Here is a 13,098-nt window from a genome sequence, read left to right as displayed (position 1 = left end):
TCGGCCGGAAGTACGGGAATTCTTCTGCACGGCAACCGAATGCGCACCGATGGCGTCACCCCGGTCGTAAGGGGAACCACCAATCGAGACGTATTCGGGGAGAACGCGTGAACTCGTTCCGCAACACCGCACTGGCATTGGCCGGTGCCGCCCTCCTGTCCGCCGCGGTGACGACGACGGCGCAGGCCGACGACGCGCCGTGGTGCACCGGGGACGACCTGGTGATCAGTGTCCACGACATGCGCCCGAACGGGAACACGAACAAGGGGCACGTGGTCAGGTTCGCCGCCGCGGAGGGCGTCACCTGCACGATCGGCGGCAGCGTGAGCAACCTGCGGTTCCTCGACGCCGAGGGCGCGGACGTGGACGTTCCGCTGACCGGTGGCCAGGGCGAGTACAGCGAGGCGACCGTCCACGGGGACTACCACGCCGTCCTCTACGTGGGCTCGCGGATCAGCGGTCCGCACGTGACGCCCGCGTCCATCCAGTTCGACCTGCCCGGCCAGGGCAGCCTCGGTGACCGGGTCACCGTCGCGTGGCCGTCGTGGATCGGCGCTCCCGTGCAGGTCGGGAACATCGGGTGGCCGGTCAGCTAGCGCCGCTAGGCGCTGATGCGCGCGACCACCGCGCCGGTGAGTCGTACCAGGTCGGCAGGCGTGATCTCGACTTCGAGGCCACGCCTGCCGGCACTGCAGAACAGGGTCTCGAACCGCAGCGCCGACTCGTCGAGCACGAGCGGCAGGCGCTTCTTCTGGCCGAGAGGCGAAATGCCCCCGGCGACGTAACCCGTGGCGCGCTCGGCGTCGGCGACGACGGCCATCTTGGCCTTCTTGCCCTTCAGCGCCGCCGCGAGACCCTTCAGGTCGAGCTGCACCGTCACCGGCACGACGCCGACCGCGAGCTTGCCGTCCACCTCGGCCACGAGCGTCTTGAAGACGCGCTCCGGCACCAGCCCGAGCGCCTCGGCCGCCTCCAGCCCGTAGGACTCGTGGCGGGGGTCGTGCTCGTACGAGTGCAAGGTGTGCGCCACCCGCTGCTTGTCCAGCAGCGCTGTGGCGGGGGTCCCACGTCCGGCCATGCGGAATTACTACCAGCACCTCCGTTGTTGGTCAGAACGTGGCAACGAACATGCTCGAGCGGTCACGCGTAGAGTCAGTCCCGACCCAGAACCTGTGGGAAGGGAGCGCGGTGCCCGCCACCGGCACGACAGAGACGACGGCGGAACGCGCTGCGCGTTTCGAACGCGACGCGATGCCCATGCTCGACCAGCTCTACTCGGCGGCCCTGCGCATGACGCGCAATCCGGCCGATGCCGAGGACTTGGTGCAGGAGACGTTCCTCAAGGCCTATTCGGCGTTCGCCTCCTTCTCGGAGGGCACGAACCTGAAGGCCTGGCTTTACCGAATCCTGACGAACACCTACATCAACGGCTACCGCAAGAAGCAGCGCCAGCCGATTCAGCAGCCGACCGACGAGATCACGGACTGGCAGCTGGCGCAGGCGGAAAGCCACACCTCGTCCGGGCTGCGCAGCGCCGAGGTCGAGGCACTCGACAACCTGCCCGACAGCGACGTCAAGGAAGCATTGCAGCGGTTGCCGGAGGAGTTCCGGATCGCGGTCTACCTCGCCGATGTCGAAGGCTTCGCGTACAAGGAGATCGCAGACATCATGGGCACCCCGATCGGCACGGTGATGTCCCGGTTGCACCGGGGCCGTCGCCAGCTCCGCGACATGCTGGCGGACGTCGCCCGCGACCGCGGCTTCCTCCGAGGCGGCAACGGCAGCAACGGAGACGCGTCATGAACTGCGGCGAACCCCACGACACCGACTGCTCAGAGGTGCTGTCCGAGGTCTGGCTGTTCCTGGACCAGGAATGCGACAAGACCCGGCGCGCGGCGCTCCAGACGCACCTCGACGAGTGCCATCCGTGCCTGGAACAGTTCGGGCTGGAGGAGCACCTCAAGGCGCTGCTCGCCCGCAAGTGCGGCGGGGACTACGCGCCCGCTGATCTGAAGGCGCGCATCCGCGCCACGATCGTGGAGATCCGCAGCGAGGACTGAAACGTCCTCCGCCAAGATCCGAGCAAGACAAAAGGCCCTGGTCACCGTGGTGGTGTCCAGGGCCTTTCGCAGCACTCAGGCGTTGGGGCGCTTGCCTCGGTTGGCGCCGCCCTTTTTGCGGTCGCGGCGCTTGCGAGCACGCTTCGACATGGGAGTCTCCTAGGATCAAGAACTGCTTCATCCACCAGTTTCTCATGGAGGAGTTCTGAGCACGCTCACGGACCTGCTGGCCGAGCACACCAAGCTCTCCGGCGCCGCCGTCGACCACCTCCAGCTGGTCGTCGCGGAGTGGCAACTCCTCTCCGACCTGTCGTTCGCGGACTTCGTCATGTGGGTCCCCCTCGAGGACGACAAGTTCCTCTGCGTCGCCCAGGCCCGTCCCACGACGGCGCCCACGGCCCACCCGGAGGACGTCGTCGGCAGCGAGGTCGACTCGGAGGACCACCCGCAGCTGCGCCGGGCCATCGACGAGTCGCGGATCTGCCGCGAGGAGGACCCGCGCTGGCACCTGGGCGTGCCGGTGCGGCGCGAGACCATTCCGGTGCGGCTGGGCAGCCAGGTCATCGCGGTGCTGAGCCGCAGCACCAACCTGGCCGTGCCGCGCGTGCCGTCGCCTTTGGAGATCTCGTACCTCGGCAGCGCGGCCGACCTGTGCCAGATGATCGCGGACGGCACGTTCCCCGCGCCCGAACCCTCGCCGGACGTGCACACCAGTCCGCGCGTAGGCGACGGCCTGATCAGGCTCGATCCGTCCGGGGCCGTGGTGTTCGCCTCGCCGAACGCGCTGTCGGCCTACCACCGCATGGGGCACGCGTCAGACCTCGTGGGTGTGCACCTGGCGCCGTTGACGCGCAGTCTCATCGGCGACCCGTTCGACGCCACCGAGGTCGCGCAGCGCATCAGGCAGGCGCTGGACGGCCAGCCGTCGATGCGCATGGAAGCCGAGTCGCGGCGTGGTGCCGCGGTGCTGTTCCGTTCTTTGCCCCTTCGGCCACGCGGACAGGCGGCGGGCGCCATCGTGCTGTGCCGCGACGTCACCGAGGTGCGCCGCCGCGACCGCGCGTTGATGTCCAAGGACGCCACGATCCGCGAGATCCACCACCGGGTGAAGAACAACCTGCAGACCGTCGCGGCCCTGCTGCGGCTGCAAAGCCGCAGGTTGAACAACCCGGAGGCGAAGGAAGCGCTCGCCGAGTCGGTGCGCCGTGTGACCTCCATCGCACTGGTTCACGAGACGTTGTCGATGAGCGTCGACGAGCGGGTCGACCTCGACGACGTGGTCGACAAGGTCATCCCGATGATGAGCGACGTGGCGGTCACCGAGACGCAGGTCAGCGTGCGCCGCGAGGGCGGGTTCGGCATCGTGCCGGCCGAGATCGCCACCCCGCTGGTGATGGTGCTGACCGAGCTCGTGCAGAACGCGTTCGAGCACGCCTACGCCCCTGGCCAGCGCGGAGAGGTCGTCGTGCACTCCGAGCGGTCGGCGAAGTGGCTCGACGTGACGATCACCGACGACGGCAAGGGCCTTCCGCAGGGTTTCTCCCTGGAACGCACCGACCGGCTGGGCCTGCAGATCGTTCGGACCCTTGTTGATTCCGAATTGAGAGGCTCTTTGAGCTTGCGGCGCAGGCCCCGAGGCGGTACTGAGGCGGTCCTGCGCGTGCCGCTCAGAGGGCGGCGCTAAACTAACGCCGTGCACACGTGACGACCAGCCTCAGCGGTCTCACGTGGTCATGCGGGAGGGTGTGCAAACAAAGAAAAAGCCCGACACCTGGCACGGTGTCGGGCTTCTTCTTTAGTGGTTGTTCGCGGCTAACTGCCTGGTCAGGCGTTGCTGCGGGCCCGCGTGCGGGCGTTGCGGCGCTTGAGGGCGCGGCGCTCGTCTTCGCTCATCCCGCCCCACACGCCGGCGTCCTGGCCGCTCTCGAGCGCCCACGCGAGGCAGTCGGAGACGACGGGGCAGCGGCGGCAGACGGTCTTCGCCTCGGCGATCTGAAGCAGCGCGGGACCACTGTTCCCAACGGGGAAGAACAGCTCGGGGTCCTCGTCGCGGCAGATCGCGCGGTGGCGCCAGTCCATTGGAACTACTCCTCAGCGAGTGGGCGCGCACAAGGGCACGCCGGTTGTCAGCGGTCGTTTTTGGGGTGCTTGTGAATGCTTTCACGAACGGCTGGGATGTCAAGGGGTAACCACTGACCCGGTGAGTGAACTCACCCAAAAGATCGACAGCGTTCACCTGGGGTTTCACGCTCTGCTGTCACTCGACTGCAGTACATCCCGGCTGGGTACCGAGACGGTCACGAACCGATCACGGACTGTCAAGTTCCTTACAGGGCAACAGTCAACGCATCCGGGACCGCCCGGAACTCAACCGCCGTGGTCGTTCCGAGAAAATCTCCGTCGACCTGGAGGTTCGCGGGCTCCTCGCACTTCACTCTGACATAACCCACGTCGTCACGCCGAACGAGATTCCCGCCCTTCGGGTTCCCCGTCGCGAGGACCTGGGCGATGTAGCGCCCGACGGTGGGTACCCGCAAGGTCCTCAACGCACTCAGGCCGAGGCCGCCGTCGAACGACGTGCTGGGGTTGAGCTGGATCGCCCTGTCGCCGAGGTACGTCCACGGGTCGGTGTTCGACACGAACACCATGCCGACGTCGTCGAACGGTGCCTCGTCCGGAACCTCGACGGTGAAGTGCTGCGGCTTGCGCACGAGGTGCGCGTACGCCTTGACGGCGACGCTCAGGTAGAGAGCGGGACTCGCGTTGTGACCCTTGGCACGCTTGCGTTCCACGCCGGCGACGACATCGGCGTCGAGGCCCATGCCCGCGTTGAACGTGAACCAGCGGCCACCTTCGATGACGTCCGCGAAGACCTGGCCGAGCCCGATGCGGCGCCGGGTGCCGTGCTCGATCGCCTGCAGCAGGACGTGCGTGGCCTCGACGGGGTCGCGCGGGATGCCGAGCGCGCCCGCGAAGACGTTGGCCGAACCGCCGGGCACGACGCCCAGCATCGGCTTCTCGGGACGGGGGCCGCCGCGCAGGATGCCGTTGACCGCCTCGTTGACCGTGCCGTCGCCGCCGTGGGCGATGACCAGGTCGAACCCGTCCGCCGCGGCCTGGTGCGCGGCGTCCGCCGCGTGGCCGCGGTAGGAGGTCTCGACGACCTCCAGCTTCACGTCGCTCGCGAGTGCGTGCGCCAGCACGTCACGGCCCGCCGGCGTCGTTGTAGTCGCCTGCGGGTTCACCACGAGAAGAGCGCGCACTACTTGAGAGTAAGACAGTGCGTGACCGTCCGCGGCTCGCATGTCCTCCCTCAGGGTGGCTACAGCCTCACGAAAGTGGCGCAGATCTCCCTTCCGTCAGCACCGCGTTCACCTCGCAGCCGAGTGCACCCCGGACGACCGCCGGCTCGCTGAAGGCCCCTTGATCTTCCCGCGCCCGACGTGCTCGGAGAGCCCTCCAACCGGGTGGCCTACGATCCGTGACCAGTACAGAACGTGATGAAAGGTCTCCCGTGACCACTCAGATCCAGGCGCCCCCGCGCGCGGTGCGCATCGCGTCCGCGCTCACCTTCGTGCAGGGTCTGGGCGGCATCGCGCTGGCCGTCGCGCTCGTCGTCCGGGTGATCGGCGGATCGACGCCCGCCGGTCCGATCCTCGGTGCCGCCGGTGTGCTCGTGGTGTGGTTCGGCGGCGTGCTCTTCGCGACGGTCATGTTGTTCCGCGGCCACCACGGCGCCCGCACGCCGGTGATCGTCACGCAGCTGCTGCTGCTCGGCTGCGCCTGGTACGCCTACGGGCCTTCGGAGCAGCAGCTGCTCGGCTCGCTGGGCGGCATCTACTGCGTCGTCGTGCTGGTGTTCCTCTTCACCAACGACGGGCGCAAGTGGGCGATGGGCCTCGACGACGTATCGGAAGACGACAAAGCCGACTAACGGAGGGTGGTCACAGTCACACGGCCGGGTGAAGCTGTGGGTGGTTGCTTAACCACTCCCTGCACTCACCGAGGTGACCAACCATGCGTTTGATGACCGCGATCGCGGGTGCCGTCCTGGCGGCACTCTCCCTCGCTCCCGCGACGGCTTCGGCAGCGCCCGAGGACCCGAACATGTCGCCGATGATCATCGGTGGCAGCTACGCGTCGAACTTCCCGTACGCCGCCCGCCTGTTCTTCAACGGCCGGGAGAACTGCTCCGCCACGAAGATCGCACCTCAGTGGATCCTGACCGCTGAGCACTGCGTTTCCGGCAGCGGCACGTACACGTTCCGCGCGGGCAGCCTCGACCAGACGTCCGGTGGACAGCTGGTCACCGCCAACCAGATCATCAAGCACCCGTCGGCCGACCTCGCGCTCGCGCGGGTCAGCACGTCGATGTCCGCGCCGTTCGCCCCGCTCGGCTCGACGGTCTCGGTCGGCGAGACCGTGAAGATCTACGGCTGGGGTGCCACCTGCACCAACCAGCCGGAGATCAACTGCCAGTCCCGCTACCTGAAGGTCGCGGACACCCGCGTCACGACCACCAACGGTCGTGACTACCGCGGTGGCCAGGCCATCAGCGTGCGCCGGATCGACGGCATCGCGGCCGGTGGAGACTCCGGTGGCCCGATGTTCGCGGACGGCCGGCAGGTCGGCGTCGCGTCCACCTCGGACCGTTCGAGCGTCTCGAACTACACCAACATCAACAACACCAGCTACCGCGCCTGGATCCGTCAGTACGCGGGTGTCTGACACACCCTGATCGACCTGCGGTAAACCCTGCGATGGCCCCCGGCTCCGGCCGGGGGCCATCACCCTACGTGACCACTAATGGTGGATGGACACGAACGGAGTAGCCAGTTACCGTGCCTCCAGCGTTCGCGCCGCTCGGGAGCATGTGAGGTGCGCAGTGCAGGACGGCCCGCAGCGGGTGACGACAAACGGCGATTCCGAACGCCCGAATGTGGCTCGCCTGTTCGACTACTACCTCGGCGGAGCGCACAACTTCGCGGTCGACCGGCTGGTGGCCGAGGAGATCATCAAGCGGTTCCCCGTCGCCGAGATGGCGCGCACGATCAGGTCCTTCTCCCGGCGCGTGGTGCGCCTGTGCGTCGAGGAGTACGGCATCCGCCAGTTCCTCGACCTCGGTAGCGGCATCCCGACCGCCGGCAACGTCCACGAGGTCGCCCAGTCGCTCGACCCGTCGTGCACCGTCGTCTACGTCGACAGCGACCCGGTGACCGTGGCCCACGCCCGCACGATGCTGCGCGACAACCTCAACGCCGCCATCGTCCAGTCCGACATCGGTGACGTCGGCGCCGTGCTGCGGCACCCGGAGACGCGTCGCCTCATCGACTTCACCCAGCCTGCCGCCGTGCTCATGGTCGGCGTCCTGCCGTACGTCACGGACGAGCCCGCGGGCGTCATCGCGCGCTACCGGGCCGCTTTGTCCGAGGGCAGCCTTCTCGCCTTGACGCACCTCACGAAGGACGTGGAGCCGGAGCTCGTCGGCCGGCTGGTCGACCTCGGGGACGACATGGGGTCGAAGCTCGTGCCGCGGTCCAAGCAGGACGTCGAGGAGTTCCTCTGCGGCCTGACGCTGCTGGAGCCCGGGCTGGTGCTCGCCGCTCACTGGAGGGCGGACGGCGAGCTCCCCGGTACGTCCGCCGCCGCCGACGCGTCGACGTACGGCGCTGTCGGGATGGTCTAGCCGTTCCTGGCTCGCAGCGCCTGACCCGCGTGGCGGATCCAGAAGCCGAACGCGGGCCGCACGCCGAAGATCTGCGGCGTGTACCCGCCGGACACCTCGGGTGGCTCTTCGCGGCGTCGAATTCCCTCGTGGTTGCCGGCCGGGATGATTGTGAAAACGGTTTCATTTCTGGCCGTAATGAAGGCCGGGCCTGAAGTACAGGGGTGACTTCTGGCCCGGCCTCGGGGTCTCGCTCAGCCCTGGTAGGCGCCCTGCTTGCTCACCAGCGCGGCCGGGCCGCGGTACTGCGCGCCACCGAACGCGAGGATCGCGTAACCGATGATGCTGAACAGCCACAGCGCGACGACGCCGAACACGGTGTCCTTCGCGAACGACTTGGCGATGTCGATCGAGACGATCAGCGCCATGACGATGTTCACGATCGGGATCAGGAACAGGATCAGCCACCAGCCGGGACGACCCGCGACCTTGAGCCACACGTAGATGTTGTAGATCGGGATGATCGCGGCCCAGCCGGGCTGACCGGCCTTGGCGAAGACCTTCCACATCACGACGATCGCGAAGACGGCGAACGCCAGGTAGATGATCGCGCCGAAGACGCCGATGCCGGTCGAGACGGCGGGGTCAACGGTAGTCGGGTCAGTGCCCACGGTCTTTCCTTCTTTCCACGCTTACTTTTTGCCGGAGGATCGGCGGCGGGGACGCTTCCAGCACCGTGGACCTGTCCTCAGTGGAATACCCGTTTCGTGAGCCTTTTGAGACCTTCCGTCAACCTTCAGGGTGAAGTGCCGAGCCTGACCAGGGCTTCGTCCGAGACGCGCATCGTCGTCCACTCGTCCATCGGCACGGCGCCGAGCGACTTGTAGAAGCCGATGCTGGGCTCGTTCCAGTTGAGCACCCACCACTGCAGACGGGTGTACCCCTTCGCCACGCACTCCTGGGCAAGCGCTTCCAGGAGCTTCTTGCCCAGACCGTTGCCGCGCTGGTCCGGCGTGACGTAGAGGTCTTCGAGGTAGATGCCGTGCACGCCGTCCCACGTCGAGAAGTTGAGGAACCACAACGCGATGCCGACGACCTGACCGTCCACTTCGGCGACATGACCGAACAACGCGGCGTTCTCGTTGAACAGCGCCGTGTGCAACTGCTCCGCAGTGAGGTGGCACTGCTCGGGCGCCTTCTCGTACAGCGCCAGTTCGTGAACCAGTCCCACGACCGCGTCGACGTCACGCGGTTCGACCCGCCGGATCATCACACCTCCCACGCGGGCACGTTGAGCCTGCGCACCTGCGGGTCGCCCCGCTCGTCGCCCAGCTGGCAGATGCCGGCCGGGTCCAGTCCGAAGTGGACTCCCTGGTCGGGCGCGAGGCCCAGCCACGCCGCGATCAGCACGCGGCTGAAGTGCCCGTGGCCGACCAGCACGACGTCGCCGCCGGGCAGGATCTTGCGCACCTCGCCGAGCACCTTGCGCGCCCGCTCCTGCACCTCCGCGTGCGTCTCGCCGTTCGGCATCGGGTGCGTCCACACCGTCCAGCCGGCCACGCGCTCGCGGATCTGCGGCGTGGTGATGCCCTCGTAGTCGCCGTAGTCCCACTCGGCCAGGTCCTCGGTCATCGCGCTGACCTCCAGCCCGGCCAGCGCGGCCGTCCTGGTGGCGCGCTTGCGGGGACTCGTCAGCACGAGTGCGGGGGCCTGGTCGGTGCCTCTGAGCCGTGCGAGCGTGGCGCCCGCGCGGCGTGCTTGCTGCTCGCCCTCGGGCGTCAGCTCGATGTCAGTGCGTCCCGTGTGCCTGCCGCTCTCGGACCACTCGGTCTGGCCGTGACGCAGCAGGTAGAGGTGGGTGCTCACCTGTTCGATCCTAAGCAGTGACGGGGACCACGTTTGGGGCAGTCCGCCTACGAGGTACCCAGCGCGCCATGACCGCCGAGCACCCCCACCACGGCGCCTCCGACGAGGTCGATGCCCGAGAGATCCGCGAGGCCTTCGGGGTCCGTGTCGCCCGCATCCGCGCGGAGCTGACCTCGACCTGGAACAAGCTGAGCCAGAACGAGCGCGGCACGGACACCAGAGGGCAGTGAGACCCTCCCTGGTTCGGGCGTGAATCCCTGAGCGCGGTGCTGCTGGGTGGTTGTCGTTCGCTGAGGCGGACCCGCGCATGGCTCGCACGGTCGTTTTCCTGATACCTGTTCTGATGACCGCGGCGCGGCCACACCTTCTCCACAACGACGAACGGCGCCGTCCCCCTGTGCGGGGGCGGCGCCGTTCGGTGAAACCGTCGCGGGGCTCAGCCCTGCTTGGTCTCCCAGAAAATCTTGTCGATCTGCGCGATCAGGTCGAGCAGGGCCTGACCCGAAGCCGGGTCCATGGACCCCTTCGTGCCGCTCGCGCCCGCGGCCTTGGTGGCGCGGTTGAACAGGTCGTGCAGCTCGGGGTACTTCTCGAAGTGCGGCGGCTTGAAGTAGTCCGTCCACAGCACCCACAGGTGGTGCTTGACGAGCTCGCTGCGCTGCTCCTTGATCAGGACGGCGCGCTCCCGGAACTCCGGGTCCTCGTTGGCCTGGTACTTCTCCTGGACCGCCTTGACCGACTCGGCCTCGATGCGGGCCTGCGCCGGGTCGTAGACACCGCACGGCAGGTCGCAGTGCGCGGTGGCTTCGACGCGCGGGCGGAGAATGCGCGACACGAGTCGCATCGTTCCTCCCAGAATGAAAACAGTGGATGCTCCGACAGGTAGGAACCCTACTCCGGCTGATCGAAGGGTGATCGTTGAGACCGCGCCTCTCCACCGTGCTCGTGCGGGGTCCGTCGATGGTCCCTGCCCTGCGCGACGACGACATCGTGCTGGTCAAGTGGGGTGTCAGACCCAAGCCTGGGCAGATCGTGCTGGTGAAATGGGCCAGCAGACCCGATCAGCTGTCGGTGAAGCGCGCCTCCCACGAAGTGGACGGGGGATGGCACGTGGTGGGAGACAACCCCTTCGCGAGCACCGACTCCGAACACCTCGGACCTGCGGAGGTGCTCGGAGTCGTCAAAGCTCGACTATGGCCGAGGCCCGGTTTCAGGCTTTGAGGGACGCGTACAGCGCCAGGCAGTCCTCGTAGCGCGGCAGCACGCCGGCCTCGTAGGCCTCGGCCAGAGTGGGGGCCGCGGTGTCCTTCTCCGAGAGCTGGAACTCGAGCTCACGCGGCCACGGCAGGTCGAGCGCCGGGTCGAGCGGCGTCAGGCCGTGTTCGCCGGACGGGTTGTAGACGGTGGAGCAGAGGTAGTTCATCGTCGTGTCGTCTTCGAGGGCGATCATCGCGTGGCCCAGGCCCTCGGCGAGGTAGACCGCGTTGCACTTCTCGGAGTTCACCAGCACGGCGTCCCACTGGCCGAACGTGGGCGAGCCGACGCGGATGTCGACGATCACGTCTATGAACGAGCCGCGCGGGCAGAAGACGTACTTCGCCTGCGACGGCGGCACGTCCGCGTAGTGGATGCCGCGGATCGTCCCCGCGCGGGAGACGCTGTGGTTGGTCTGCGCGACCCGGAACGGGTGCCCGACCGCCTCCACGAAGGCGGCCTCCTGGTACGGCGAGACGAACACACCGCGGTCGTCGGGAAATGTCCGAGGGGTGAACTCGAACGCGCCGTCAATTTTCAGCGAACTCGCCTGCATGCCGTCACTCTAAGGCGTCAATCTTTCTTGACCGATCGGGTGCTTCCTGCCTGCAGAAACTGACCGGTCGGTTCAGAAAACCGGACGGACGTCTTGCTACATGCCCTCTGACCTGCGGAAAAAGTGTGATCCCCGCCGCAGACAGCAACGCGCGACCCTGCCACACTTCCGTCACCCGCAACACTCGGGCGGTTCTCCGACGCAACTCGTCGGAGGGCATCGACCGAGTTTCCAGGCCCCGTGTACCCGGCGTGACAACGCTGGGCCGGTGCGCCGTCTGGTGATGAGCCCATGTTGGGCCACTACGCCGCCCGCACCGCAGGAGGGACGCCGTGACAGCAGTGAACGAAGCCCGCACCGAGAACTCCGATCCGACGCAGCTGACGGACGAGGAGATCTTCAACGCGCACCTGGGCGGGAAGCTCGAGGTCGGCGCGACCGCCTCGCTGGCTGACCCGAAAGCGCTGTCCATCGCGTACACACCTGGTGTCGCACGAGTGAGCAAGGCCATCGCGGAGGACCCCTCCCTGGCCGCGAAGTACACGTGGGCGCACCGCCTGGTCGCCGTCGTCAGCGACGGCACCGCGGTGCTCGGTCTCGGCGACATCGGCCCGAGCGCGTCGCTGCCCGTCATGGAGGGCAAGTCCGCGCTGTTCAAGACCTTCGGCGGCCTCGACTCCATCCCGCTCGTGCTCACCACGACGGACGTGGACGAGATCGTCGAGACGCTCGTGCGGCTGCGCCCGTCGTTCGGCGCGGTCAACCTGGAGGACGTCTCCGCGCCGCGCTGCTTCGAGCTGGAGCGCAAGCTGATCGAGGCGCTCGACTGCCCGGTCATGCACGACGACCAGCACGGCACGGCCGTCGTGTCGCTGGCGGCGCTCAACGGCGCGAACACCGTCCTCGGCAAGAGCATCGCTGACCAGCGGGTGGTCATCTCCGGTGCGGGTGCCGCGGGCATCGCGATCGCCAAGATCCTCATCGCCGCCGGCGCCGGCGACATCACGCTGCTCGACTCGCGCGGCATCGTCCGCACGGGCCGCGCCGGTCTCAACCCGATCAAGGAGGAGATCGCGGCGGTCACGAACTCCAGCAACCTCGACGGTGGCATCGACGTGGCGCTGCGGGGCGCGGACGTCTTCATCGGCGTCTCGTCGTCCAAGGTGTCCGAGGACCTGATCGCGAGCATGGCTAGCGGCTCGATCGTCTTCGCGCTGTCGAACCCGGACCCCGAGGTGCACCCGGAGGTCGCCGCCCGGCACGCCGCGATCGTGGCCACCGGCCGCAGCGACTTCCCGAACCAGATCAACAACGTGCTCGCGTTCCCCGGCATTTTCCGCGGTGCTCTCGACGCGGGTGCGCGACGGATCACGGAAGGCATGAAACTCGCCGCCGCGGATGCCATTCTCGCGGTCGCGAAGGATGATTTGGGCCCAGACCGAATTGTGCCCTCGGCATTGGACCCGCGCGTCGGACCCGAGGTCGCGGCTGCTGTGGCCGTCGCGGCGAAGGCCGACGGAGTCGCCTGATCCAGCCCGATCATTTGCCACCTTTTTGCATCTGCACGAGTACCGGAACCACGAACGTGGCTTTTCGTTAACCCGTGCAGGGGTGGGCGATGACGCTCTGAAGCGCTACCGTCCCTCTCCTCGGGTGTTCACCCGAGGAGAGGGTTCGTGTTTGCCGCCGTTCGGGTG

General features: G+C 67.7%; 19 protein-coding genes. 10 read left to right on the top strand and 9 right to left on the bottom strand.

Going from position 1 to position 13,098, the window contains the following annotated elements:
• Window positions 1-107: 107 nt before the first annotated feature.
• Window positions 108-596 (top strand): hypothetical protein, encoded by a 489-nt coding sequence (locus tag ORI60_RS19510; protein ID WP_266038984.1) that lies wholly within the window; start codon window positions 108-110, stop codon window positions 594-596.
• A gap of 5 nt (window positions 597-601) precedes the next feature.
• Here ORI60_RS19510 and ybaK read toward each other — a convergent pair whose 3' ends face one another.
• On the bottom strand, window positions 602-1,078 hold the full coding sequence (gene ybaK, locus ORI60_RS19505; protein ID WP_266038982.1) for a Cys-tRNA(Pro) deacylase: 477 nt from the start codon (window positions 1,076-1,078) through the stop codon (window positions 602-604).
• A gap of 50 nt (window positions 1,079-1,128) precedes the next feature.
• Between ybaK and ORI60_RS19500 the strand changes: the two genes are divergently transcribed.
• Window positions 1,129-1,803, top strand: coding sequence for a sigma-70 family RNA polymerase sigma factor (locus ORI60_RS19500; RefSeq protein WP_266039364.1), 675 nt, complete (start codon window positions 1,129-1,131; stop codon window positions 1,801-1,803).
• Window positions 1,800-2,060, top strand: coding sequence for a mycothiol system anti-sigma-R factor (rsrA, locus tag ORI60_RS19495; RefSeq protein ID WP_319988898.1), 261 nt, complete (start codon window positions 1,800-1,802; stop codon window positions 2,058-2,060). Before ORI60_RS19500 ends, rsrA begins: the two co-directional genes overlap by 4 nt.
• Before the next feature lie 75 nt (window positions 2,061-2,135).
• On the opposite strand, the gene ORI60_RS44770 is transcribed toward rsrA, so the two are convergent.
• Entirely contained in the window at window positions 2,136-2,210 is a 75-nt protein-coding gene (locus ORI60_RS44770) for a 50S ribosomal protein bL37 (protein WP_369809028.1), read from the bottom strand.
• 55 nt (window positions 2,211-2,265) lie between these two features.
• Between ORI60_RS44770 and ORI60_RS19490 the strand changes: the two genes are divergently transcribed.
• Complete coding sequence (locus ORI60_RS19490; RefSeq protein ID WP_266039363.1) at window positions 2,266-3,744, top strand: PAS domain-containing sensor histidine kinase; 1,479 nt, start codon at window positions 2,266-2,268, stop codon at window positions 3,742-3,744.
• 140 nt (window positions 3,745-3,884) lie between these two features.
• Here the strand turns inward: ORI60_RS19490 and ORI60_RS19485 are convergent, their stop codons facing one another.
• On the bottom strand, window positions 3,885-4,139 hold the full coding sequence (locus ORI60_RS19485; protein ID WP_015104912.1) for a WhiB family transcriptional regulator: 255 nt from the start codon (window positions 4,137-4,139) through the stop codon (window positions 3,885-3,887).
• A gap of 248 nt (window positions 4,140-4,387) precedes the next feature.
• Window positions 4,388-5,323 carry a diacylglycerol/lipid kinase family protein gene (locus tag ORI60_RS19480; protein ID WP_266038975.1) on the bottom strand — a complete coding sequence of 312 codons (936 nt, stop codon included), beginning with the start codon at window positions 5,321-5,323 and terminating at the stop codon, window positions 4,388-4,390.
• A gap of 251 nt (window positions 5,324-5,574) precedes the next feature.
• Here ORI60_RS19480 and ORI60_RS19475 point away from each other — a divergent pair, with 251 nt between their 5' ends.
• The 3 genes from ORI60_RS19475 (at window position 5,575) to ORI60_RS19465 (ending at window position 7,746) form a co-directional block, all read left to right on the top strand.
• On the top strand, window positions 5,575-5,994 hold the full coding sequence (locus tag ORI60_RS19475; protein WP_266038973.1) for a hypothetical protein: 420 nt from the start codon (window positions 5,575-5,577) through the stop codon (window positions 5,992-5,994).
• An 83-nt stretch (window positions 5,995-6,077) separates the two neighbouring features.
• Window positions 6,078-6,788 (top strand): S1 family peptidase, encoded by a 711-nt coding sequence (locus tag ORI60_RS19470; RefSeq protein WP_266038972.1) that lies wholly within the window; start codon window positions 6,078-6,080, stop codon window positions 6,786-6,788.
• An 85-nt stretch (window positions 6,789-6,873) separates the two neighbouring features.
• The gene (locus tag ORI60_RS19465) at window positions 6,874-7,746 is read left to right on the top strand and encodes an SAM-dependent methyltransferase (protein ID WP_266038971.1); all 873 of its coding nucleotides are present in this window, start codon (window positions 6,874-6,876) and stop codon (window positions 7,744-7,746) included.
• A gap of 233 nt (window positions 7,747-7,979) precedes the next feature.
• Here the strand turns inward: ORI60_RS19465 and ORI60_RS19460 are convergent, their stop codons facing one another.
• The 3 genes from ORI60_RS19460 to ORI60_RS19450 form a co-directional block, all read right to left on the bottom strand.
• A complete protein-coding gene (locus ORI60_RS19460) occupies window positions 7,980-8,396 on the bottom strand; it encodes a DUF5684 domain-containing protein (RefSeq protein ID WP_266038969.1) in 417 nt (138 codons plus the stop codon).
• A gap of 125 nt (window positions 8,397-8,521) precedes the next feature.
• Window positions 8,522-8,995, bottom strand: a complete 474-nt coding sequence (locus ORI60_RS19455) for a GNAT family N-acetyltransferase (RefSeq protein ID WP_266038967.1) — start codon at window positions 8,993-8,995, stop codon at window positions 8,522-8,524.
• Entirely contained in the window at window positions 8,995-9,591 is a 597-nt protein-coding gene (locus ORI60_RS19450; protein ID WP_266038966.1) for a histidine phosphatase family protein, read from the bottom strand. Before ORI60_RS19450 ends, ORI60_RS19455 begins: the two co-directional genes overlap by 1 nt.
• 68 nt (window positions 9,592-9,659) lie before the next feature.
• On the opposite strand from ORI60_RS19450, the gene ORI60_RS19445 reads away from it, so the two are divergent.
• Window positions 9,660-9,821, top strand: coding sequence for a hypothetical protein (locus ORI60_RS19445; protein WP_266038964.1), 162 nt, complete (start codon window positions 9,660-9,662; stop codon window positions 9,819-9,821).
• Window positions 9,822-10,027: 206 nt separating this feature from the next.
• Here the strand turns inward: ORI60_RS19445 and sodN are convergent, their stop codons facing one another.
• Complete coding sequence (sodN, locus tag ORI60_RS19440) at window positions 10,028-10,435, bottom strand: superoxide dismutase, Ni (RefSeq protein ID WP_030476597.1); 408 nt, start codon at window positions 10,433-10,435, stop codon at window positions 10,028-10,030.
• A gap of 95 nt (window positions 10,436-10,530) precedes the next feature.
• Between sodN and ORI60_RS19435 the strand changes: the two genes are divergently transcribed.
• Window positions 10,531-10,812 carry a S24 family peptidase gene (locus ORI60_RS19435; protein ID WP_323055927.1) on the top strand — a complete coding sequence of 94 codons (282 nt, stop codon included), beginning with the start codon at window positions 10,531-10,533 and terminating at the stop codon, window positions 10,810-10,812.
• Here the strand turns inward: ORI60_RS19435 and ORI60_RS19430 are convergent.
• Window positions 10,802-11,401, bottom strand: a complete 600-nt coding sequence (locus ORI60_RS19430) for a dTDP-4-dehydrorhamnose 3,5-epimerase family protein (RefSeq protein WP_266038961.1) — start codon at window positions 11,399-11,401, stop codon at window positions 10,802-10,804. The two genes, ORI60_RS19435 and ORI60_RS19430, sit on opposite strands and share 11 nt — an antisense overlap.
• Before the next feature lie 332 nt (window positions 11,402-11,733).
• On the opposite strand from ORI60_RS19430, the gene ORI60_RS19425 reads away from it, so the two are divergent.
• Window positions 11,734-12,930, top strand: a complete 1,197-nt coding sequence (locus tag ORI60_RS19425; protein WP_416234455.1) for an NAD(P)-dependent malic enzyme — start codon at window positions 11,734-11,736, stop codon at window positions 12,928-12,930.
• Window positions 12,931-13,098: the final 168 nt, after the last annotated feature.

The sequence above is a fragment of the Lentzea sp. NEAU-D7 genome, from assembly GCF_026242055.1.
Taxonomy (GTDB): Bacteria; Actinomycetota; Actinomycetes; order Mycobacteriales; family Pseudonocardiaceae; genus Lentzea.
This window is presented reverse-complemented; position numbering and strand designations above follow the sequence as displayed.